Genomic DNA, 24,737 nt, shown 5'->3' with positions numbered 1-24,737 from the left:
AGAGCAGACCATAGCATAGGTGATGAATAGTCATTTCCAACAATTACATCGAACTATTGTTCCTGTTTATATTGAATAAAGAACGTTTGTTCTGTTAATATTAGATCAGCAAAGGAGTGATTCAAAATGCTTAGAGATCGAGGAACAATCAAATGGACTTCCATGATGCTTCCAGAACATTTAACGCAATTAAAACAGGACTTGTTAGATGTTTCGAAAATGGAGAAGTCATCTTTAGATGAACAACAAATTGAGGAGATTGATATCTTGGTTTCTGAAGCAATGGCATTCAATAAAGAACTGAAGTTTAAACTCTTTAAAGAAGGAGTTGCCGAGGATTTAATCGGTACAGTTCAATATCTAAATTACGAACAACACAAATTACATGTAAAAGATCATCACGATCAAACCGTATACATCACCATGAATGACATCATAGGAGTTGCTTACAATGATTGATTACTCACAGTTTCCACGTAAAAATATACTTTGTGTAGATATGAAATCCTTTTATGCTTCGGTTTCAGCTGCAACAATGGGGTTGAATCCAATGACATGTTATCTCGCTGTAGTCGGAAACACGGATAGACAGGGAAGTGTTGTCTTAGCAGCGTCTCCTGCACTTAAAAAAGATTATGGAATCAAGACTGGCTCCCGGTTATTTGAGATTCCAGATGATCCAAGAATTCACATAGTAAATCCGCAAATGAAACTTTTCATCAGAGTTTCAACTGAAATCACTAAATTGTTTTACAGGTTCGTTCCTGAAACATGTGTACACACGTACTCAATTGATGAATCTTTTTTAGATGCAGGAAAAGAAAATCCTGAAGTCATGGCAGAAGCAATTCAGAGCAGTATGAAGAGAGAGTTTGGCTTAGTTTGTACTGTTGGTATTGGTGACAATATGCTGCTGAGTAAATTAGCCCTTGATTTAGAGAGCAAGAAAACAAAGAATGGGATAGTACGATGGAGGTACGAAGATGTTCCAAATAAGCTTTGGAGTGTTCATCCGTTATCTGAAATGTGGGGAATAGGAGGGAGAATGGAGAGGAATTTAAACCGGATGGGAATTTCAACTGTTGGTCCAATTAGCTAAATATCCATTAGAGCTGCTTGAAAAACGCTTCGGCATCATGGGCAATCAGCTTTATTATCATGCCCATGGAATCGACCTTTCTGAAATTGGAGCTCCTTTGATGCAAGGGCAAATAAGCTACGGGAAAAGTCAGATATTACTTAGAGACTATACGAAGAAAGAGGATATCAAGGCGGTTCTTTTGGAGATTTGTGAAGAAGTTGCACGAAGAGCACGAACACATAACAAAGTAGGGCGCACAATTAGCTTGGGCATTGGTTACAGTAAAGATGAGTTCGGCGGTGGCTTTCACAGAGCTAAAACAATTGATTTACCTACAAATATCACAATGGATATTTATCGATATTGCTTGATGCTTTTTGATAAGTTCTATACAGGAAAAACAGTAAGAAGCATTTCAGTTACCTTATCCAATATTGAGGATGATGTAAATCAACAATTAAGTCTGTTTGAAAAAGATAATGAGAAGAGAAGAAAGCTTGGATTTGTTATGGACGGGATAAGAGATAAATACGGATCAAAAGCGATCTTACGAGCTGTTTCTTATACACCTGGAGGCACAGCATTGTATAGAGCAGGATTGACAGGTGGACATAAAAGTTGATGTCTTAATTACTTGAATCGATAGTATACTAAAAATATTTTTAAGGGAAAATGAGTTGGAATAAAAAATTCCACAAAATGACTTTACAAATATCGGATATTAGACTATTATATTATTGAATAATCTGATTATTTAATATATTGATGAAGGAGGGGGAATAATGGAGGAAATTCAAAATGTTTCACAAGTTGAACTGGAAGAAACTTGCTATGATTGGGAAATGAATTAGGAAATATGAGGGGTAACAAACTTAAGTGTTACCCCTTCATTTAAAAAGGGGTGATGAGATTGTCTCTTTTAAATAAACAATATGAAATGTTCAGGTGTGCAATAGATAAAACATATTTCCAAAAGTATAAAGAGCATAATGAATTTGACTGGGTGAATTTTGATTATTTTAGAAAGTTACATTACAGTAAGCGAACAATTAGATTTAACCACGTCTTTCCACAAACAAAAAAAGAAATAGAAAATTGGGATTTGTTGGTGAATGATTTCTGCGAAAAAAATATATACAGGGGACAAAGGCTTGAAAAAGACATAAGAAGTTTCTTGAAATTTCTTGCGGAGAAACATGGAGATGGAAGCTTTGTTTTTCAACTAGCTAGACATGAATTTAATATATATAAAGTGGCTGCTGGAAATGAAAATGGTGTCTTAGATCAATTTAACTACCCGATTACTGAGGTAAAAGATCAGCATAATTCAAAATCTGAAAAATATGATTATTTATATTTGAAAGAAAAAAAGAATGTTAGAGTATTCAAAATTCAACATTTCGTGTCTAAGTGGGTAAAAATATACAAAGCAGTTCAATGTGTCGAAAAATCATGGGAATTAATACATAAACATTTAAACGCTGATGAAAAAGAACAGTTAAATTCTGCAATAAAAAGTTTCAAAAACTTAAGTTTATTAGATGTATGGAAGCGAGAGCATGCCAGTGATTAAATCCAATAATATTAAAAATAGAATTGTGATAGCGGGTGCTATTGATAGCTTAGGTGCTTCTATTGTATGGACTGGTTTGCCACTATATGCATATTCGATTACTGGTTCTTTTTTATATACCTCGTCATTATTCTTCACTACAGCTATAGCTCGTATAATTGCAACCTTTTTAGGAGGTTACTTGGCTGACGTATCCTCGAGCAAAAAAATAATGATAAGGTGTCTATCTATAAATTGGATTTGCTATTTATTTTTATTTTCGGGATTATTCTTTAAATTCACCTGGATTATATTTCCGGTAATGTTGATATCACAAGGTTTAAGTACGATTTCAAACATGAATCAAAACCTATGGTTTAATTCACTTTGCTCCAAAGAGACATTAGCTTCAGAAATTAGTGGAAGAAATTCTTGGTTTTTGGTTAGCAAGACTACAGGATTTTCTCTAGGGCCTCTTATTTATAATTATCTTAATGCATATTCTTTATTAATCAATTTGGTTACTATAATTTTCGCCATCTCTTTAATTTCCAGTATAAAAAACAAAGGTTATGTAAGTGTAGCAAGGAAAAAAGATAACATTTTTAATTCCTTTAAAGAAGTTTACAGGAATCAATTGTTGAAAAGATTAAATATAATCGAAATATTGAATGGATTAACCTTTCCGGTTTTAACAAGTTTATCAATATATATCCTCCAAAAGAATTTAGACGCATCTTCTATTACTATTTCATCGTTTTGGTTTATTGGGGGCGTAGGGGCTGTTGTAGCTAATATAGCTTTATCAAGATTAAAACTGTTTAAGTTGAAATACGTTTATTTGTTCGTAATTAGTTTTAGTCTCATTATAGGTGGGTTAATGCTAATGACAGTAGCGAATGTTCCCTTAGTTTATTTAATCGGATTTTCTTTATTCACACTTGGCACACCTATTATAAACAACCTACTAAGATCAAAGGTTTTTATTCACGCTCCAAAAGATATGAAAGGTAAAATAACATCTGTTATAACCTCTTCGTCAGATCTAGGTACTGTATTAGCTTTATCAATTTCATGGATTATTGTTGAAAAATTTGGCGCGATTTCTTTTATGTTCTTTGTCATTGGAACTAGTGTATTTAGAATATGTTTATTCTTCTTTACTCTTCATAAAGTGGAGAGCAGTATGGAAGTGAGGGGATAATGCTTGCTTATTTGTAAAGGTGTCGGCTTGAGTTTTCGCCAAACATTTTTTGACGAATTGGATACAATAAAAAAAGATGTTGATTTCTTAGAGATAATATCAGAAAGATACTTCAGTGAAAAGAATATAGAAGAACTTAAGGTTCTTGCTAAACAATTTCCATTAATTCCACATGGACTATCTCTTTCTATAGGTACTTATGAAAGGCTACCTAAAAAGAAGGAAAAGCAGATTTCTAATTTGTTAACAGAATTAAAGACAGATAGTTATACAGATCATTTAGCATTAAGTAGTGTAAAGGATATTGAGTTACTTGATTTTTTTCCGGCTATGTATAAGGATGAAACTTTAGAGTTCTTAAAAAATAAACACAAACAATTAAAAGAAAATAGTTTGAATAATTTATATTTGGAGAATATAACATACACCTTCAATTGGCATAACAATGATTACACAGAGTTGGATTTTTGGTGCAAGGTTTTAAATGAAACAGAAATAGGAATGCTATTAGATGTATCAAACCTATATATAAATAGCGTCAATCACAAATATGATCCGTATGCTTTTTTTGACAGACTTCCCAAGGATAAAATAAATTATTTGCATGTTGCTGGATTTATTAGCAATAAGTACGGATTTTTAATTGATTCACACTCTGAACCTGTTGACTCTGAAGTATGGAAACTTGCTGAATATATAATTAAAAAAGCACCAGTGCAAGGTGTTATCCTAGAAAGGGATCTGAATTGTAATAATTATCATGATGTACAAAATGATATAAAAATTATTAAGTCGTTATTTAAAAAAAAACGCTCCCCTTCTCCTTTGAGAGGTAGGAGCGTTTAACTGTTAAATTGCTTTTAGTGAGGCAAGCCATTCATCTAATGTTCCTGAGAAACCTTGTTGAACGGCTAATTCATATGCTGATTTTCCATCTTTACCGGCAGCACCAGTAGCTCCTTTAGCTCCAGTACTGCCTTTTTCACCTTTTAATGAAGCTAACCATTCCTCTACAGTTCCTGAAAAACCATTGTCCACTGCAATATCATAAGCAGACTTCCCAGTGACAATTGAGACATTAATCATTGGATTGAAGAAACTCATTTATGCGCCCCCAAAAAGTTATATGTTATTCCTGACTCAGAAATCTTGAAGCTTGTGACAGGTGAATCATGAGCGTCCGTTTGAAAGCCTTGTCCAGCTCTTAAATAGATAGAATCGCCACCATTGATTGATACGTGGCATTCCTGATCATTCGAAAAGCTGAACTTATAGAAAGAATATTTAATCGTACATGTCTCAGGAGGGGAAGGGATTACTTCATGGTTAGACTCTGACTTCTCAAGCATTGGACTCCCGATATATCCAGATCCTATTTGCATGATCAAAAATCATTCCTTTCTTTTTAAAAATGAAAAAAGGGGAGATAAACTCCCCGAGCTATTTTGGTTCTGTGTATTCCATTGCTTGATCACTATCTGAGATACCTGTAGTGGTTGGATCCACTACAACCCCCATTGCGGTTAAAAATGTAAGCAAAGCATTAAATTTCTCAGTAAGATCATCACTAAACACAGAAATATCGTATCCAAAAGCTGATGCAATTGCTTGTGCAAACAAAAGAGTTGCAGAGAAGATTGCAACCAGGAATGTTTTCTTTTTAAGTCTTACTTTCCAGTTAATTTTAGTCATGAAATTCGCTCCTGTTCATTTTATTTAAGGCCAAAATGTATGAGTAACCAGGCTGCGACAATAGTCGCAATTACACTGGGCAGTACCTTAAACACAAGGTCTTTAGTAAACTGAGAGGGATCAATTTTGCGAGTGGAATCAGAGCGTTCCAATATTTCAACTCGATTGTCCAGTTTTTCATATGATTTACTCAGATTTTTTAAACTGTTGCTCATTTCGTTCAGAGTGCTGAACTGTTCTCTCGATTGTGCTTGAGAATCCTTATTAATTTCGACTTGCTGCTCAACAAGCGTAGCAATACGACCAATAACATTTGTTCTTTCTTCAAGAGAGTCAATTTTGTTATCAGTGTGCTTAGCTTTTTCTTCAAGTGCACTTAATCTTGAAATGGTGCTTTGCTCAAAGTTATCCATTTGTCACCAACCTTTGATAAAATAGAAAGGTGACATTACATCACCTCCTAAAATAAGAGGATAATCATTGATATACCTCGATCAACAATCATCCTCAAAGATATTTAAATATATTTAGATTTTTGACCCAAACTGACCTGAGATGTAGCCGCGTTTACCTTTATAGATCACTTCCCAGTAACCCTTAGCATTGTTTGAACCTTTCACTGAACCAGAAATGCTGAGTGTGTCACCTAACTTTACGGTGTCAAGATTCTTTGCTTTGTTTTTATCGGGTCTGTCCATAACGACCGCAGCGCTTTTTACACCGACAATTTTAATTTTGCCTGCAGATTTGACCCCACTACTATTAGGCTTAGGAGTGGATTTAGACTTTGGGGAAGACGTACCCACAATCTTAGCTCCTGTTGAAGCAGCGGCATAAATATTCACTTTACCAAACTGATCAGTCTTAATTGTGTAAACGTCTGTTTGAGGGTTATCTAAAATGTCATAGGTTAATCCACCAAATTTTTTTGGATTCAATTGAGTAGAAAGAGCGTTTGCTTTAACTGGGGCTTTGCCAAGAGGATAGATTCTCCAAGAAGAAGCTGAAGCGGGAAGAACTACCTGTTTCTTTGTCACTCCGGTTGATTTAGATGGAGTTGTCTTGGGTTTTGAGCCACCTTTCCCAAGCTCAGCATCACTCTTAATATAACTTACATTGACGTACCCACTATATGTAGCACCTTTGGAGTTTGTATATTTGATATAACCCCAACCATTTTGAGTTGATCCTTTTTGGTATTGAACAGTAGAGCCTTTAGGAAGAGTAAGTACAATAGAGGAGTTTGCATTGCGTTGTGTTCTCACATTAAGACTGTCTGCGATAACTGTGTTCTTAATATATGACTCTCTCGTTTTAACATCAGGAGCTTCAAGGTCTTTATTGTTAGCAGGAGTAGGGGTAGGAATTGTGACAGATTTACCAGTTAGAATTTTAGAAGCGTCTTGCACAAATCGAACCCATTCTGATGGATTGTTAGTGTAATATCTATGACAATCTTTCCACCCAACAACCTGATGGTGAGTCCAAAGATTTTCGTGAGTCAGGCCATATTTTTTCAATAGGGAGCAAGCTAGCTCTAATGTTGTTTTATAAGTTGCGTCTGTAGGCTTACCTGTCATATCGTTATGGCACATTTCAATCCCGATAGTGCAGTTATTTGGATACGAGCTAAGATTTCGCAGTGCACTTTGAGTATACACATTTGAGCCTACATGATAAGCCATTTCATTGTTTGGAATACATTGAATAACTGTGTTCTCTTTTACAATGTAGTGTGCTGATCCGTATCCGTTCGTTCCACTTTTTCGGCTTTCAAAGAAATTTCGGTTTCCTTCAGCGCTAGAACCAGGATTTGCAACCCAGTGAATTACAACAGCTTTAACTTTATTCAAACCAGTGCGAGGTCTTGAATAACTATTCGGAGTCAAAAGGTTCTGAGTGATATTCATAAAAATTATTCCTCCAATAATCTTAGTTTTAAGAACACAAAAAGAGAGAAGGGGGAATCCCAATCTCTCTTTATCTCACGTATGCTCTTGTTATCTCTGTTTTTGAATGCTGTAAATTGAATAAAATTTATATTTTAACTAGAACATAACCACCTCCTTTAAAGAGGAACTAAATTAAACTGTCGGCGTTATTAAGCAGACAGCGACACCATATCCTCTTTCTTTTGTGTAAGGTGTTGTTATTTTCATTACCGGATAACCTGAATCATCAGAGGATTTTGATCCTTTGCCGGCTTTAGGTACAATTCTGTCGCCGTTTTGAACTGTTTCATCAATGCGAACGAATATCTGTCCAAACATACCGACAATATTCCATTCAGGACGCTCAGATCGTGGAACATATTCTTCATTGGCGTTGAAGTTGGGGTTTTCTTTTGGCAACCTTCTTATTTCTGTTCTTTGTATACCTTCCGAATCCACAAATGTTACATCCGTATCTTCATACATAAGACCGCCGAATTCATTTTTGAGGTATCTTCCTTGCCAATTAAACAAAGACTCTCCGAGCACAATACCAGCTGTTTCAGATATAACCCCTAATACCTTGTCACCGAGATTCGCTTTCTTAATTTTGTCCCCATCAAGTGTGACCATATATCCGGTAGGAATTGCTCTTCCATCTGCAGATTCGAAATACTCCGCATAATCAGCAAATGTTGAAGCACCTTTAACCTGACCGGCTAAGGCAACATTTCCTCTCATCGCATCATGTTCTATTTTAATGTTCGAGGTGGAAGGGGTATCTGATGTTCCATATCCCCATATAGTGGTATACCCTTTTCTGTTTACTACAGATTGTGATCCAATAACAACCCTAGAAGATCCTGATCCTTCAATAGAAGAATTATTTGATGCAACAACCAATGAACGACTTCCTTCAGCTGTTGTTTTAGATCCTCCAGAGGACGCAATGACTGCATTACGTGGCCCCTCTGCTTTAGAACCGCCAGTTGTTGCAATAACAGCAGAAGCATCGCCAGTTGCTTGTCCGCCACCTGAAGATGCCATTACGACGCTAGTATTCGTTTTAGCATAGCCAGAAGTCGTCGCAATCCGTGTGCCTCCTTTGAAATTATTCGGGATAAAAGTGTAGGTTTTTCCGGCAATTTTACTGGGAGTAGCATATTGTTCGCACATTGCAGCGCTAATATTGGCCTGGGAGTTAGTACAATAAACGCCAATTGAACCTGCTTTGTTTGTTCCCGTCATGTTAACGTTGTTGATATTGACTGAGCCAACTTTACTTCCCACAGCAATACCCACTAGTGCAGATTGGTTAATAGTTACATTCGAGATGTTTACATTGTCTGATTTTTGAGCTCCACCGATTACATAGATATCATTACTAGCTGTTGTAAACCCTGAAACAGTGATGTTGCTTAGGTTGATATTTCTGCTCTTATATTGAGTAGAGATTACTGTAGTATTCTTGTAATCATATGTCGGGTCACCGATTGCATTGAAGTTTGATACGTTGACATTTCTATAAGCGGAAATAACAAGTGCGCGAGGATTTAAACCTTGATAAAGGTCACTGAAAATAGGATGTTGTGCAGTGCAGTTAACAACATTAATGTCAAATGCACTTGTGGAGATTTTTTCGGAGGCTAGGTGGAAGCCAATATGTCTAAAGTCGAAAGCGCGGATATCATTTTCGGAATAGCAGTTTATTAAGTTTACGTTTCTTGCTGCTGGTGCTCTGTTGTGAGCTTTGACTTCAAAACCTCTGCAGTTTTTTCGGCTGTAACAGTTCACAAGCCACACATTTTTAGAGCCATCATCAATTTCAAAACCGTTTGAATTTGAAGCTCCTTTGCTGTGTGCAGATCCGTTAGCGTCATAGGCGTAACAGTTAGTGAAGAAGATGTAGTCAGAATAGTGAGTTGTGAAGCCGTCATCACCATAATTAGTTGCAGTACAATTTTCAATCCAAACATATTTGCTACCATTTGGCTGATAATGATCTGCGCCATCAGAGGAAGAGTTCCAAACAGGGGAGCTTACATCAAAACCATGCACACCTGGATTTCGAGCATTGACGTTTCTAACCCGAACAAATTTAGAGTTAACAATGCCCACACAGTTTGCATTTGTGCCGTTTGTAATGGTATTATCCTTTTTGTCTAAATTCCAATCGAGGTCTAAGTCTTCAATTAAGATATATTCGTTTCCGTTTGTGTAGTCGCTATTGGTTAACACACAAGATGTTCCGGCGGCAGTTGGGTGAAGCTTGATAATAGACCCTGATCCAACACCGTAAAGTCTGACATAAGAAGGGATATGTAATCCTTGAACCATATAAATACCTGCAGGTACAAAAACCTCTCGTTTACCACTTGCAAAGGCAGCTTTGAAAGCTTCAGTGTCATCAGTAACACCATCACCCTTAGCTCCAAAATCCTGAACATTGACACTTCGTCTGATAAATTCATTTAAGACTTTATCAACAATTGTTGCACCGGATGCAGGGATTTTTGAAATGTCTCCAATAGTGTTTTTGATATCTGTTAAACTAGAATCGACTGTACTTATTACGTTTGCAATGTCTTGAGAAGCGGTATCAAATGCTTTTTTGATTTCAGGAGCAGTGAATGATACCCCATCGGATTTGAGTAATTCAATCGACATGGGTACATACTGCTCTGTTTTCTTGTCGTAATATTTAAATCCCATTCATTTACCTCCATAAAAAAGAGACCCGATCGAAGTCTCCTTAGTCAATTTCATACCAAACTGCACCTGATTCTGGAGCACTATTTGATATAACAACTCTTTGTTTTTCTGGAATTAAGCCTTCATCCTGATACCATACATAATTAGTATTGAAAGGTTCTACAGCGCTTAATAAGATATTGAAACCTTCGTAAGCTTCCGAAGTTCCAATATCAATCCAATCAAAACCATCCCATCTGTACACGGTTTTGTTTTCTTTTACAGCAACCGTCCATCCGATAAGTGGATTGGGGTAAGTTGTTTGTATATCTGCGAATGTATAAACAGAGGGTTTGTATATTTTTCTAGTGTTCTCAACTACATACTCATAATCTGATGTTGCTTGTCTGCACCAATTTGTTATTTCAATACATCGCTTGGTGACACGTTCACATTCAGCAATACGTTCGTTGATACGAATAATGGCATCTTCTGCATCATCAATTAAGCCTTGAAGTGTTTCAATGACCATATTTCCTTGTCGTTTAATCCATATTCTTGAGGCAGGGAAGAAGGATGCGCCTTCTCCTTGATATGTAAAAGTAAGTGATTTACCTTCATTTGAACCATTGAAAAAGACAACTCCCATAAGGTAATCAACCTTAAAGTAGTTGTCTTCTAATTCACCATCTTCAATTTCTCGCCATTCTTTACTGTCACCGCTAATCTCGACTCTATACTCACGGTTAGGTACTTCTGTAAGTAAGGCTCGACCATTGTAAACAGTTAAAGTTTCACTATAGCTTAAATAAGGGTCATCGATTGACCCCTTCCTTTTTTGAGAAAGGGTGGGATCGTTATAGAGCTGAGGAAAATCCAAACTAAATTCACCGTCCTTTCTTATTGTGTAATTGATTTGATTAGTTCTTCTAAGTGCGCGACTCTTTCTTCTAAACTCTGCAGTTTGCCCTTAGTACCACCTAATGTTTGTCCTCTAATAATGGATTCAGCTTTTTTGTCAATTACGTTGTAAACAGACTTCTCATCTGAAATTGCATATACAGAATATCCTTGCCACCAATCTTGAGCTTGAAAAACTCTAACCCATGCTTCAAACCAATTCGCTTGAATTGATTCATTGTATTCCCCTAGGTCACCGAATGCGTTATGGGGCTGTTCAGGAGAGTTACTGTAAGGTGGGATGCCAAGTTCACCAAAGAAGATCGGCTTATTCCATTTATCGTAAAATGCTTTGATTTCCTTGAATATATTCTGTCCTCGTCCATATAACGGTACGCTATAAATAGCATCAATTAACTGATCGACAGATGGATTTCGATTATCAGTTAATTCAAAGTAAGCTGCTATTGCAATAATATCAACTAGTCCGAATAGAGGATTGTTCAGCTTTTTATTATACGCAGCAATCGTTTCGGGAGCCCAATCAGCGGTTACCCAATAATTTGTCCGGTAGAGTATCTTGCCAGAAAACAAACTCCTAAGGCTTGTAATAACTGATTTCCACTTTTCTGTTGAGTCTTCCATATGAACTAAGTTTGAAGCAATGTATAAGCCGTCTAAATTAAATTGTTCGCATTTTTTAGCGAAGTCTTGCAGGATGTTGTTCCATGCTGCGAACCATTGGTTTAGATCAGAAGGGATCCAATCGGTTTCAGCTATCGTTCCATTTGCGATGAAGGGGTAGGGTTCTAAAATAATGTTGTACCCGTCATTTTTGAGTTTAGGGATCATATCCCACGCTTCGTTATAAGTGTAATCCACAACAGTTGGGTTTGAGTCTGAAGCATCCACTGCATTAATAAGGATAGGAATAGTGATTGTATTTAAGTTTAAAACAGTTGAATCATAACTGACATCGGCATAGTATTTACGGCCAAATGCTGAAACATTTCCACCTTTCCATTTCAAGGGGTTGACCAAAAGGTTATTGAGTTCAATGTTTTGAACACGACTATCATAGTCGGACAGCTTAGTGTCAACTTGTGCTGCTGTGGTTTCAACTAATTCGGCAGTTTTTTGATCACTGGAAACCCATTTTTCGCCGTCGTAAGATGAAACAACACCGGTAACTGTATTAGTCCATAAATCGTTTGCCTCAGGCTCTTCTGGTTCAGTTGAGGAGACAGTGTATTTCGAGCCATTAAGCTTTCCTTTGACTTCTACAGTAGAAGAAGGGAGGTAGGGGTTTTCGTTTGGATGAAGGGATTTTACGATGTCAGATCCAATGAATTGAGTTATCTCTATATCTGCATCAACTCTTCGATAGGCTTGAATACCAATTGTGTAGTACATATTGGAGGGGAGTCCTGTAAATGTAGTAGCTCGTTTGTCATACTTTACATTCTTCAGGTCTTCACTTGCCATTTTTGAGCCAAAAACGTACTCTTCATTTTTGCTGCTTCCATGCAGATATATTTCAAAACCATCAATATTGTATTGATCTTCGTCTGATTCAACATAGTCCCATTGGAAAGTTACATCAACAGAACCATCATCATTGGTCGTATGAGAAATGGCAGTTCCGTCCTTTGCAATAATAGGGGAGGCTGGTTTAACAGCAATCCTGTCATTACGTCGGTTGAAGTTTTCAGTAACCTCATCGTACTTGATTTTTCTTTTGTTTGTCTCCGTGCTAATTTTATTTGTTCGATAAACTGTTTTCAGCATGTTCTCAAAATCCGATGAAGCGCGTTTACCGTTTGAAACTGTAACGCTCAAGTTAGACTGTTCAAAATCAATCGAAATAGCTGTTATTGTTGCTTTTACATCGGTATAGAAGCTTTTCTGTTGTACCCTTACGATGTCGCCAAGAGAAAACCTATCCCAGTTATGTTTTTCACTAATGCAATTGAAAAAGTTCACTAAACCTAATGTCAGATTAACAGCTGGTGCATTTCGGTTTTCAAGTTCTTCGTTTGCAGCGTCATATAATTCATTCTCATCAAAGATGCTGTCATTAGACCATTCGGCTGTAATAATGTATTTTGAAAGTTCTTTCTGGAGTTCAGTGCTGAAGTTCTTTTCAAAAGACAGTTTATCTTTAAGGGTGGTAATCTGTGTTGAGATTTGTGTGATAGAGGCTTGTATTGCTTTAATTTCTGCTTTTTTTGATTCAACTTCTTTTGATTTAGCATCTCTTTGCTTTATTAGATCAGTAGTATCATCGCCGGCTTTACTTGCAACTGTAATCCTGTCCAATATCTTTTGGAAATCAAGCTGCAACGTATATAGGTCATTATTCGATGCTGTTTCTTTTTCCTCGGCTTTCTTTTTCTCTTCTAAAAGTTTGTAGAAAGAGCTACCCTCATTATTAACCAGGTCGTTGTAATCTAAAATTGCATGACAAAGAGCATCAGACATGTAGTTGCTTCTTTGAATTACATTTCGCTCCTGTTCACGCTGAAAAGGGTAGAGGAAGTACGAAAAATCGTCTATGTATGATTGTCCAGTTGGATTTACGGAGTTGATGCTTAAACCATCTTTACCTGAAGCATAAATCCTTGTAACAACATCATCCATATCCTCAATGTCATCCAGAGAAATCATATATTGGGCAGGGGTTATTTTGAGACCCTTATATTTAGACACATCAGATTCTTTGTAAAAATCAACTGTGCAGTCAATTGTATTAAAAACAGGAATCGCTTCGAATTTCTCACAAATCGAATACATAAAATCAAGCTTGTTTGAAGAAGAAATATCAAACTGTCTGTATTTTAAATTGAAGAGGGGATCAATAAAACCGATAGACCATTCAGTATTTTTTAGACAGGCGGTTGCGACCTCTTTAAGATTTTTCGAAGTTTCTTCATACTTAATGACACCTTGCTTAGAAAGTACATATTGAAGTGATTTGCATTCAACCTGGATAGTGTCCATATCATTGCTGTATGATTTGGTTTTCTTGACTACTGTAAACCAGATTGTAAGTCCATAAAATTCTGTTTTTATTAAGTACCAAGGTCTCAATAGATCAACAACGTGATTCCGTTTATTTACACCATCGTAAGTAGCAGTTAAAGGGATTGAGAATGTTAATTCGTGTACATTACTGCCGTGATTGAGCGTTACCATGGGATTGATTACTTCATCAATATTTGCGATCTTTGTTTTATTTGGTTTGGCTAGGGAAAGACGAATATCTTTAATTTCCGTATCTTTACGAATTGTAATCAAATGTCTAACTCCTCCTACAAATACTTGTATCTAAATGAAAATCTTAATTTACAATTGCCTGTAACCTTTAATCTGTTCCTTCCAAAGCCCAACCTCAAGTACTGGTCATTAAAATCGTCATAGCGCTCATTGCCATAAAGATTAGACTCAATAATTTCTTTTTCGCCGTTTATTTTTAAGAGCTCCTTATCTTTCAAGTTGCTGAATAAAAACGGTTCGCTGAAATCACTGAGATTTTCGATTTTTATGTCACCATCACCAATTTTCAATATTTCTAAAGAGGGGAAGATGTTTACATCGCCTTTATTATGCAACTCAACAATTTCAGTACCAGAGGATATATCAAATGCATGAGTGATTGCATTTCGACTGTAAGCGTAAGGGGAGTTGCATTTCATAGTTAACCGGACGTAGCCATTACGAGCGGCATTATGAACTAAATCAGCTGTATCTACTGGCATTGCATAATAAACGATATCAAGGTTTTGGCTAAACGCAAAAGGCTTGTAATCATCTACACTTAACCAACGTTTAATTGCTCGTACATTCTTTTCATCAAAGTGATCACCGAGATAAAAATTCAATGGGAATTGCTTAGGTTCCTGTTTAACACCTTCAGTGTAGGGCTCAGGCCGCCCCTTTACATAAGTCTCATTAACTGTTCTTGAGCCTAAAAACGGTTCTTCGACCAAGCCTGAATCAGTGTTAACATTTGTGACGCCATAGTCACTTGATTTTTCGTCATTAAATAAAAAATAGAGGCTTTCTCTAATCAATTTTTATCACCTCAAAAATAAGAAGAGCCAGCATATTAACTGGCTCATGAGTTGTTGAAATTTATGCCTTTGTTTTTAAGACCATTTGCAAATTTATTGAATACAAAATCAGCTGTTTTCTGAGGATTCCCTGATTCGTTAATGGTGAATTCAACTTTAAAATCATTGTTGTTTACAGTGCCATTTACTGACTTAGCTGCGTCTGGTGGGGAAGAGAGGTTTTGAATAGTCGGGATCAAACTATTAGAAAGACTCGATTGATTAATATTCGGAATTATTGATGGGATAGTTGTGATTCCTTTGTTAATCAAGGCTGCTAATTTTCCACCTTGCCCCCATTTAGGTGTCTCTTCACTTGGAGTATTGTTCTCACGTACAGCTTTTACTGTATCTAAGATGTTTGCAGTATCAGTTTTATTAAGGATAAGTTCTTTATCATGAAGGAAAGCGAGTTTACCTGCGCCTAGTCCTGTACCTGTATATCCACCCGATCCAAAAGAGGATACCTTTTTCCCAGTTTTATTACCTTTGGTCACAGTATTCAGGGCATTGGAGGCTTCTTTAAGCTTATCGATCAGGTTATTGGAGATGCTTTTCCCTATGGACTCCATATTGCTGTTAATGAACTTAGAGAATTCATTCAGTTGCTTAGCAATATCAGTAATCTTCCCATCCATTAGCTTTTTCTCAAGTTCCTTAAACCCACGCTCATCATTAACGAGATCATCGTATTTCTTGTTAATTGAATCTTCATCTTTTTGAAGCTGATCTTGTAACGATTCTTTTCGTTTACTGTTTTCACGATCTTTAAGAAACTCATCTAATGCTTCTTGCTGTTCTTGAAGTTGCTTTTCTAAGTCTTTAACCTGTGATTTTGCTTCATCTGAGTCATCGAGAGACAGTTTATTTAGCTTATCTTTGGTTTCCTGAATAGCCTGATTCTTTTCTTTGAGCTCTTTTTGGTATTTAGCTTCATCATCAGTTTTATCAATCTCATCAATCAAGTCTTGTGTAGCTTTTTGGTGCGCTTTTAATTCGATATCACGCATCTTTTCGTACATCTCTTTGTAGATAGAGACAACTTCATCAGCAAGAGATTTGTACACATCTTTGATTGCTTTCTTTGTGTTGTAAAGCTCAAGATTATAATCTTTCTGCTTATCTTTCCAATTTTCGATCTCTTCAGTAATTTGTTTCTGAATGTCCGGGAACCCTTTAGCAGCTTTCTTTTGTGCTTCCAACTGTTTGATATACTTCTTCGCTTCAGTCTGTTGCTGCTGAATAAGCTTAATCTGTTGGCTATAATATTTAACCTTGTCTTTATCTTCCTCGGTCATGGATATTTTGTTGCTAACATCTTTAAGCTTGGATTCAGTTTTCTTGGTTGATTTCTCTATGCCGTTAAGCGTTTCATCAACTTTGGATTGGATGAGCTGTCCCTGAAGTTCTCTTACTTCTTCTTGGAAATTGATGAGATCAATCTTAGCTTGTTTTAATTCCTCAGCAAGCTGTGCTCTTTGAGCGGCATTCAGAGTTTTGTTTGTTTTGATTTCTTTTTCAATAAAAGAAACCTTCTGACTCTGAATCTTTTGCTGTTCAGTTAAAGCTTTTTTCTGATCGTTTGTATACTTGCGGAATTCTTTACTGTCGCTCAGGTAATGACTAGCGAGCGCTTTGTCTTTAGCGATTCTTACGTCAAAATCGCCAATACGCTTGTCATATTCATCGAGTTTCGATTGAACGATCTCATATCTGAGCTCTTGTATCTGATCGTTTACTGAATCAATGTCACCTTGGAGAGAGAGGAGGTCGGATTTAGCTTGCGCTATTGCTTGTTGTCGTTCTGCTTCAGCTTGGGATGCATCTGAAATAGATGTACCGACACCTTTTAAATACTTCTCAGGGTCAACCGTCTTTCCGTTTTCCTCAATTTGAAGATGAAGGTGATTTCCTGTTGAATTACCCGTACTGCCAACTTTACCAATGGTCTGTCCAGCTTTAACAGTTTGACCGGCTTTAACAGAAGGGGTATCAAGCATATGCATATACTTAGCAACTTTTCCGTCATCCTGCTGAATGACAACCCAGTTACCGGCAGTCTTACTATAACCTGCAATTTGAACTTTTCCACTTTGAACCGATTTAATTGCGGTTCCAGCTTTTGCTGCGAAGTCGATACCTTTATGTGGAGTTGATCGGTAAGCGCCATCTTGCGCATTATACTTAGAACTTATTCTAAACGCACTGTTCTTCGTGTAGTAGCTTGCAATGGAGGAATTAGCAGAAGTCATAGACTTAGTGTAATTAGACATGATCTTCTGAACATAATTCTGCGTTTCTTTGAAAGGAGGGATGCCGCCGTATTTAATTACATTACCAGGCCCTGCGTTATAAGCAGCAAGTGCTTTCTCAACATTGCCACCAAATTTGCTTAGTTGTTGGGCTAAATATTTCGTGCCACCCATAATGCTCTGATAAGGATCATAAACATTGTTTACGCCTAAGCTTTTAGCAGTGGAAGGCATCAACTGCATTAATCCGGCTGCGCCTGCTCCAGAACGAGCTCTTGCGTTGAATCCTGATTCTTGTTGGATTACAGCTGCAATTAGAGCTGGATCAACACCGTATTTGCTTGCGGCAGAATTAATGTAGCTGGAGTATTTACCGGAGTAAGACCCGCCACCAGAAGAATAAGAACCACCAGAAGATGAACCAGAGGAAAGGGAAGAGGTAACTATACCGTATTGTGAAATGTTCCCTGACTTAATTTGATCCTTGAGGAGTTTGGCTTGCTCTTGCATAAGTTTTTTCTTTTGTTGAAGAGCTTTAATTTCTTTCTGCAGGGCATTTCGATAACTTTGAGAATACTTTGGATAGTCGTTTACCTGCTTATTGTACTTTTCGACTTCAGCATTAACTTTCTCCAGAGCTTCCTTGTATTTATCAGCCACGTACATGGACGTTTTGGTTTCTTCATTTGCTTTCTCTTGCTCGTCTGTCCATTTTTCAAGGGAAGTACCTGATTCTATTAACGCTTGTTTGTTTGTTTCCTGAGTAGATGTAGCTTCTTCTGATGCTGAGATGTAGGATTTAAGAGCAGCCCTAACGCTATCCATTGCAGAGATTTGGCTGTTAGAAAATCCACCAGGTTGCAACATTTTTTCTTCAAGCTTATGTAATTCTTTCTTCGCATCAGCTACATTGTTAATTGATTTAACTTCAAGCTGAGATAATTCTGCTTCAGATATATCGAGCTTACGCTCTCTCCGAAGCTTTCTAAGGCTGTCAATTCGTAAAGAATCAGCGTTTAAAGTTTTAATGGCATTATTGACTTCAGTTTTCATTAGCTTATTGCTATATTGAACCATGTCATTATATGCATCGAGCTTAACTTTTCGCTGACGAATTACTTCATCTCGGTTAACCTTTATAACTCCATTTTCATAACTTATTGCTTTGGCTAATTCTTTATCTTTTTGGATTAGAGCATTAGCTTCATTGGCGGAAATGCTCTTTCCTTCAGCCATCTTTTCTAAAAGTTCATTTAAAGGAGCAACTTGTTCTTTGGTGTTATTAAAAATATCCCCGTTAAGAATGCCTTGAACAGAGTCAAACTGCATTGATTCTGACATGCCTTTGATTACATCTTTAATCTGACTGATATCATTTGCGTCAAGTGCTTCTTTGAGCTTTTGACCAAAATCTTCAGCTTGGTTACCTGCCTCAGCAAGAGTTTCCCCTAAATCACCAACTTCAGATTTAACAGAAGAAATGGCCTTATCTCCATCTTTAATGTTCTTTTGTGCCTTATCAAAACTCAACTTAAAGACATCAATAGAAGAACCGGATTTCGAATAGGTCTCCAAAAGGGCTTGTAGATCTTTTTTTGCACTATCAAATGCTTTTTCATCGTTTGAATTCAACGCCGTTTGCATTTTCTCTTGGAGTTTACCCAGTGCAGAAGAGAATTTATCGAGATCATCAGGATTCAAATCATCTTTTAAAGTGAGTTTACCTACAATATCATTGATACTCGTCTTTAAAGTGTTGCTGATATCTATAGAACTGTATGCTTGGGCGATTGAGAGGACACTATCTCTAACCTTTGCATTTCCACTTGCTATATCGGACTGCGCTTTAAGCATTCCTTGTTTCGCTTTATCAGCTGCAATTTTATAATCGTCATCATCAGCAAGGAAGTCCCATTTTGGTCTACCTTTATCATTATAATCAGCAATTTGTTTGTACTGCTTCAGTTCATCCTTAGACTTTTTGATTTCTTTAGCAGCGTCTTCGAATGTTTTCTTAGCACTATCTTTAGTTTCCGTCTTTTTAAGTTCAAGATATTCTTTGGTATTTGAAATAGCCTCTTCTAAAGCTTTATTACTTTTTAAAATAGCATTTCCTTGAGAATCATAACCTTGAACTAAAGCGGGGAAGGTCTGCGCCAATTGCTGAGTAACTTGAAGGTATTCTTGTTCTTCGTCTGATGAAAGGGTTCTTGATTCTTTTGCTTTTTGAAGCTCTTTATATTGTTTTAATAGTTTGTCTGTGGAGTCTTTGTTGGTTGTAATTGCTTCAACATTGGTCTGTTGACTCTGTTCAAAATCATCTTTAGCTTTTTTTGCATCTGCGAAAGATGAAACTATGCTTTCTAAAGCAAAGCCCAGTGCAACAAATGCAACACCAACCACTGAGGAAACCAGAAGCCCTCTAAGAGCAGTTTTCAAAACCCTTGATGCAACAGCAGCGCGGGTCATACCTGCTTCTAATCCGATGCTAGCTAATGCTTCTTGTCTCATTGCTTTTGAGCCAAATATAAGAGTAGTAGCTAAAGTTCGCGTGTTTTTACTTAGTAACAATGTAGCAGTGCTAATCGTTACAAAAAGAGGGGGGAGGAAACCAACAGTGTTAATTATTCCAGTAGATGCTTTTAACAAAGAACCCAGAGCTTGAGTGAACTCAATCAATCCATCACTAATAAAGGCATCTGATGAAGCTATAGCCAATTCGGTGAAATTGTTTTGAAGCTTATTTAATCTTGCTTGTAAGCTATCTGCGTATTTCTGTTGTTCGCTCCAAGCGCTACCTGCAGAATTAGAAGCAGTCGTTGCGGCATTTTGGGCAATAGAAAAGTTGTTCATCATTGCATTAAACCTTGAGAGTTGGTAAATGCCTGCTACACCGATTGAGGTATTTTGTTTTTGTGCGTCAGAAAGTGTGTCCCATTTTTGTGCAACTTCGCTAATCAGTTCACTTGCTGACTTAGCTTCTCCGCCAGCGGTTTTTACCGAAACGCCAATTTGTTCTAAAGCTTTAATTGAACTTTCATTGTTTCCAATTCTCGCAAAAATAGTTTTAAGTGAGTTACCAACAATGTTTCCTGATTCGCGAGTGGTACTTGCAATTGCTGTAGTATAACCAATCAGATCATTTAATTCAACGCCAAAAGTAGAAGCAGTACTACCTGCTTTACGAATTGAATTGGCCAGATCAAGAGTAGTTACAGCATAGTTGTTATCGACTTCATTAAGCTTATCTGCGATTGAGATAGAATCGTTGGCGGCAATATTGAAATTCAGCATTGCGGCAGTCAAAGTGTTAACTGTGTCGTCAGGAGTCAAGTCAGAGACGTTTTGTAGTACCTGAGCGGTTTTTGTTAGAGTTGACAGTTCACTTTCATCAAAACCCATACGTCCAAAATCGCCAGTCATTTGCAGAATGTCAGTGATCTTATTTGAAAGCGTGTCACCTAAGTTGATTGATTCTTGAAGAAGCTCATTGTACTTGTAATCAGGCTCATTCATTACACGTCTAATGTTTGTCATTAGAGTATCAATTTCAACCGCCTGAGATACCATTTCCTTGAGTCCAGATATAGCACCGTAGAACAATGAACCGGAGATTAAATATGTAGACATGCTTTTGAAAGCTTGTGTTAGCTCCGCGCCGAAAGAAGAGGCTTGACTAGCTGCTGATTGCGCATTTGAAGCCAATTCCCTGAATTGCATGTTCAAGCTTTGCATTTGAGATCTGATATTGCTTCCGCCGGCACTTACGTTAAGACTATTAACTGCATTCAGATATTCTTGGATAGCTTGTCTACTTCCAGCGCCCATCGTATCGCCATAACGCGTATTAAGGTTTTGTACGTTTACCTGCGCTTGCCGTTGATAAAGCTCAATAGTTTTTCGGAGTTCATTATTTTTAGCCACAGCAGCAGACTTATCATCGAGCATTTTAATTCTGTTTTGTAATGCTTCAATTTGTTGAGCTGTTTGAGCGGTGTTTAATTTCCGTCCAAGAGAAGAGAGGGTGGTGTCAGTTACAATTCCTTGCTGTCTAAGTTTTTCTAAATCTAGCTTTAATTGTTCAATAGCTTTTCGTTGTTGATCATAATTCGTTGTTACTTTTGACGTAGTAGCGTTTGTTTTTGGATCAGTTGTATAGGTAATATCGTCAAAGCCATTACGGTTCTTTTGAGTAACCCTCGTTGTTTGTCCTTGAGAATTCTTCTGTTCTGTTCTTTTCTGTGCCTGACCTAGTTTTTCAGTCGCTTGAGCAAGCCTGTTAACTTCTTGCGTTTGTTCACGTAATGATTGATTGCGATTGTCAATGGTCTTTGTTTCACGCTGAATGATTTCGCCATTTTTCTTATACTGCTGCGTTAGTTTTTCAACAGTGCCATCAGCATTTCTGGTAATCGTTGTAGTTTCTTTAACTGTTTGATTGAAGGATTTGAGATGTTTTTGGTAAGTGTCAACCGCAGAGGAGAAGTCGTTGAGAGTCTTTAAAGCAGAGGCATCAATATTGGTCTTTAAATTAAGGGAATTAAGCTTTTTCTCTAGAGATTTAATTTGCTGATTTAACTGTTCGACAGTCTTTGAGGAGGTATCAGCTTTTGGGGTCAGTATTATTTTTAAATCTTGACTCAAAAATAAGTCACATCCTTTCAAGTGGGGCTAATCAGAGCAAATAAAAAAGCCACTCAAATTATTGAGCGACTGTACTTGTTTTCTTGATAATTACATCCATAACACTTTGCCAATATTCGGCGTTTTTCAAAGCCTGTTGAATTATATTTCCGTCTTTTTTATAACCTTGAGGTTCATATCCATCATCCTCTCGAGAAGGAAGGAAGTGGATATAGTGTATAGGATTTTTGAGGTTTTCGACTGTAATTTTAAGCGTAATTGACTTCACCATTTCTGTTTGAGTAGAGGAGGCTGACAAACCGCCAATTGCTGCACCGATTCCACCACCTAATAATCCTCCAGCAATAATCCCTGATTTGGCAACCTTCGAAATCACCTGGTCATCCAGTGAGATTTCAGATTGAATAATTTGGTCAAAAGGGATAACATACTCGTTTATTTCTTCGCCATTAAGCTGATATACCTTAAGGATAGCTTTATCTTCATTGTAAGCAATTTTGGTTTTATAAGTGCTAAAGAAATTATCAGGATTAAATTCGCTATCGTAGACCTTTAGCATTTCAGCATTTTTTTTAATCTTATCTGCAAGCGCTGCGGATTTTATCCTGTACGGTTCAGTAGCTAATATAAGTAAGCCTAGGATTGTCAAGCAAACTCCCAGAGGTTTCCAACCATCCATTAAACAGAAGAAAAGGCTGAATAAAAAATAGCCGCCATAAGCCATAATCTTATAACCCATCCAACCACCACCAGTATTATTTTCCTACATTATATCATGGTTTCCAGTAAGTTAGAATAACTCAACATTAATCCTTATCTGACTTAATTTGAATCAACAATTCCTTGAAAAAGCTTGCCGTTACTACTTTTTTTCTTTCTTTTTGCATACTTAATAAGAATGATAAACACACAGCCATAGCCAACAAAACATAGTACAAAGCGTTAAGATAGTTGTCTTTATCTATTTTTGTTATATTTACTTTTAATATGATTTGTAGAGCAATAAAAGAGGTGGCTACTAATAAACTTCCAACAGGCCAAAGTTTGGTGTGATCGTGTATATTTTCAATATTGGTCATTCTAGCTATTGCTAAATTTAATTCTGTGTCATCTAAGGTGCTCAGTGCCTCTATTTTTTGTTTGTAAGTTTTATAAGAACTGATAGGCTTTCTAGGGAATTCTTCTTCGATAAATTTAAGGAGCTCTTCATTACTGGAGCATATTAATTTTTCAGCAAATTTATGTTTATAAATATTCTTATAGGCCTTAACTGCTTCCATACAATCACCTCTCCATATTATCGTCAAATATGGAAATAAGTTTAAGGTTTTATCCATAAGCAAAACCCTTCGGCTGAAGGATTTTGATTCTGCATAAAAGAGGGATTTCATAAAGAGTGCTACCTAAAGCAAATCAATTGATATGTCTCCCAACAAGCTTTTCTTAATCTTACCGTATTCAAGTTTACCGGTGTTTGCATTGTAAACAAGAACTTTACCGTCACTGATCTTGGATTCATCAATCTGTTTAGACCCGAATTGATTCTTATCTGCTTTAGTATCAAGCAGCCTAGTTAATTCAGCCACAGCTTCGTTCAATTCATTAATTTGCTGTTGCATATTCTCAATTGAACTTTGGTGAGGGTTGAAGAGACTCATAATGTTTACGAGAAGATTTGATTCTTTTCTTCTTTAAAATCACGAAGGTCGTAATGCTTAATTGTTGTAGAAACGTCATTATGCTGTGCAACATATTTACTCACGAGCTCAATCTTAATTTTCTTGACTTCAAGAAGGTAAGTAATACAGGAGGCCTTAAAGAGGTGAGGGTTAATGCGGCGACCGAGGATATCAGAAAGAACATCAGAACAAAAATAGTCAGCCCAACCCTCTGACATTTGTCTTGGTTGGCCACCGTACTGTGTAGTAAATAGATATTCATGGTCATATCCCCGTTGTTCGTGCCAAAGCTTCAAATATTCCAGTGCTTCTGTGTTAATCATGTAGTCGAGGGGTTTTCCTTCGCCTTTTCCTTTTCCAAGAACTTTGTGAGCCATGACATAAGATTGACCTTCAGGTATCTCATAATTCAGGATTTCGGTTTTAAACTGAATGATTTCAGCTCTTCTGGCACCTACATTAAAGGCAGTAGCTAACCAAGCCATCCCCAAATAGTTTTTATCTTCTTCAAGCACTTTCATCATTGTTCTGTATTCATCGTAAGTAACCTTTACTTTTTCATACGTGGTTGTTTTAGGGATGGCAGGGAGACCTCTTGTGAAGTTCCTGAATGATTTGTAATTATCGTCATCTTCAGCAACAACATTTTCAATGTAGTTATTTAAAGAAGATACTCCAGCCTTTTTTAAAGCTATTCCACTTGAAGACATCCCTCTATTTTTAAGGAAGCTTTGATATCTGATGAAATCCCTTTTTGATATTTTGTAAAGCTTCTTCCCATTCAAGGAATTATGCACCCACCAGAAGAACTGACGAAGAGAGGAGTTGTATTGCTTCCTGGTTTTATCTCGGAATGAGTGGGCATCAAGAAATTCTTGTGTTAAGCTTCTATGCTCGTCATCAATCTGACCCCACATTTCATCCGTGACTTCGGGCAACTTTTCGGCTCTAGAGCGCATCATGTTTTGTTTTATTTCTCTGGCCATTAATACACCACCG

Annotated in this window: 17 protein-coding genes and 1 pseudogene; 5 read left to right on the top strand and 13 right to left on the bottom strand. The window is 36.9% G+C overall.

The window, feature by feature from the left end; all coding sequences use genetic code 11:
- Positions 1-126 precede the first annotated feature (126 nt).
- The 5 genes and pseudogenes from OQ477_RS06800 (at position 127) to OQ477_RS06780 (ending at position 4,683) form a co-directional block, all read left to right on the top strand.
- Complete coding sequence (locus OQ477_RS06800) at positions 127-459, top strand: YolD-like family protein (RefSeq protein WP_265971912.1); 333 nt, start codon at positions 127-129, stop codon at positions 457-459.
- Positions 452-1,703, top strand: a pseudogene (locus OQ477_RS06795) (DNA polymerase thumb domain-containing protein). The gene OQ477_RS06800 and the pseudogene OQ477_RS06795 overlap by 8 nt, the downstream one beginning before the upstream one ends.
- A gap of 282 nt (positions 1,704-1,985) precedes the next feature.
- Positions 1,986-2,654, top strand: a complete 669-nt coding sequence (locus OQ477_RS06790; protein WP_265971911.1) for a hypothetical protein — start codon at positions 1,986-1,988, stop codon at positions 2,652-2,654.
- Positions 2,641-3,837 carry an MFS transporter gene (locus tag OQ477_RS06785; RefSeq protein ID WP_265971910.1) on the top strand — a complete coding sequence of 399 codons (1,197 nt, stop codon included), beginning with the start codon at positions 2,641-2,643 and terminating at the stop codon, positions 3,835-3,837. The genes OQ477_RS06790 and OQ477_RS06785 overlap by 14 nt, the downstream gene beginning before the upstream one ends.
- A gap of 3 nt (positions 3,838-3,840) precedes the next feature.
- Complete coding sequence (locus OQ477_RS06780; RefSeq protein ID WP_265971909.1) at positions 3,841-4,683, top strand: DUF692 domain-containing protein; 843 nt, start codon at positions 3,841-3,843, stop codon at positions 4,681-4,683.
- A 3-nt stretch (positions 4,684-4,686) separates the two neighbouring features.
- On the opposite strand, the gene OQ477_RS06775 is transcribed toward OQ477_RS06780, so the two are convergent.
- The 13 genes from OQ477_RS06775 to OQ477_RS06715 all read right to left on the bottom strand — a co-directional run bounded on the left by OQ477_RS06775 (position 4,687) and on the right by OQ477_RS06715 (position 24,724).
- Positions 4,687-4,941 carry a hypothetical protein gene (locus OQ477_RS06775; protein WP_265971908.1) on the bottom strand — a complete coding sequence of 85 codons (255 nt, stop codon included), beginning with the start codon at positions 4,939-4,941 and terminating at the stop codon, positions 4,687-4,689.
- A 336-nt stretch (positions 4,942-5,277) separates the two neighbouring features.
- A complete protein-coding gene (locus tag OQ477_RS06770) occupies positions 5,278-5,529 on the bottom strand; it encodes a phage holin (protein ID WP_014470077.1) in 252 nt (83 codons plus the stop codon).
- Between the two features lie 20 nt (positions 5,530-5,549).
- On the bottom strand, positions 5,550-5,942 hold the full coding sequence (locus tag OQ477_RS06765; RefSeq protein WP_014417852.1) for a hypothetical protein: 393 nt from the start codon (positions 5,940-5,942) through the stop codon (positions 5,550-5,552).
- Positions 5,943-6,056: 114 nt separating this feature from the next.
- Positions 6,057-7,439, bottom strand: a complete 1,383-nt coding sequence (locus tag OQ477_RS06760) for an N-acetylmuramoyl-L-alanine amidase (protein WP_265971907.1) — start codon at positions 7,437-7,439, stop codon at positions 6,057-6,059.
- Positions 7,440-7,613: 174 nt separating this feature from the next.
- Positions 7,614-10,172, bottom strand: coding sequence for a peptidase G2 autoproteolytic cleavage domain-containing protein (locus OQ477_RS06755; RefSeq protein WP_265971905.1), 2,559 nt, complete (start codon positions 10,170-10,172; stop codon positions 7,614-7,616).
- A gap of 40 nt (positions 10,173-10,212) precedes the next feature.
- Positions 10,213-11,031 carry a hypothetical protein gene (locus tag OQ477_RS06750; RefSeq protein ID WP_265971903.1) on the bottom strand — a complete coding sequence of 273 codons (819 nt, stop codon included), beginning with the start codon at positions 11,029-11,031 and terminating at the stop codon, positions 10,213-10,215.
- A gap of 20 nt (positions 11,032-11,051) precedes the next feature.
- Positions 11,052-14,348 (bottom strand): glycoside hydrolase family 113, encoded by a 3,297-nt coding sequence (locus OQ477_RS06745; protein ID WP_265971901.1) that lies wholly within the window; start codon positions 14,346-14,348, stop codon positions 11,052-11,054.
- A 14-nt stretch (positions 14,349-14,362) separates the two neighbouring features.
- A complete protein-coding gene (locus OQ477_RS06740) occupies positions 14,363-15,124 on the bottom strand; it encodes a phage tail domain-containing protein (protein ID WP_265971900.1) in 762 nt (253 codons plus the stop codon).
- Between the two features lie 44 nt (positions 15,125-15,168).
- Positions 15,169-22,059, bottom strand: a complete 6,891-nt coding sequence (locus OQ477_RS06735) for a phage tail tape measure protein (RefSeq protein ID WP_265971898.1) — start codon at positions 22,057-22,059, stop codon at positions 15,169-15,171.
- Between the two features lie 58 nt (positions 22,060-22,117).
- On the bottom strand, positions 22,118-22,798 hold the full coding sequence (locus OQ477_RS06730; RefSeq protein ID WP_206583821.1) for an immunity protein: 681 nt from the start codon (positions 22,796-22,798) through the stop codon (positions 22,118-22,120).
- 67 nt (positions 22,799-22,865) lie between these two features.
- The gene (locus OQ477_RS06725; RefSeq protein WP_265971895.1) at positions 22,866-23,339 is read right to left on the bottom strand and encodes a hypothetical protein; all 474 of its coding nucleotides are present in this window, start codon (positions 23,337-23,339) and stop codon (positions 22,866-22,868) included.
- Between the two features lie 123 nt (positions 23,340-23,462).
- A complete protein-coding gene (locus OQ477_RS06720) occupies positions 23,463-23,678 on the bottom strand; it encodes a hypothetical protein (protein WP_218791657.1) in 216 nt (71 codons plus the stop codon).
- A 44-nt stretch (positions 23,679-23,722) separates the two neighbouring features.
- Entirely contained in the window at positions 23,723-24,724 is a 1,002-nt protein-coding gene (locus tag OQ477_RS06715; RefSeq protein WP_215601726.1) for a tyrosine-type recombinase/integrase, read from the bottom strand.
- Positions 24,725-24,737: the final 13 nt, after the last annotated feature.

Source organism: Bacillus sp. ChL18, assembly GCF_026241425.1.
Taxonomy (GTDB): domain Bacteria; phylum Bacillota; class Bacilli; order Bacillales; family Bacillaceae; genus Bacillus; species Bacillus velezensis.
Note: the sequence above shows the minus strand (reverse complement) of the source record. Positions and strands in the feature narration are given on the sequence as shown.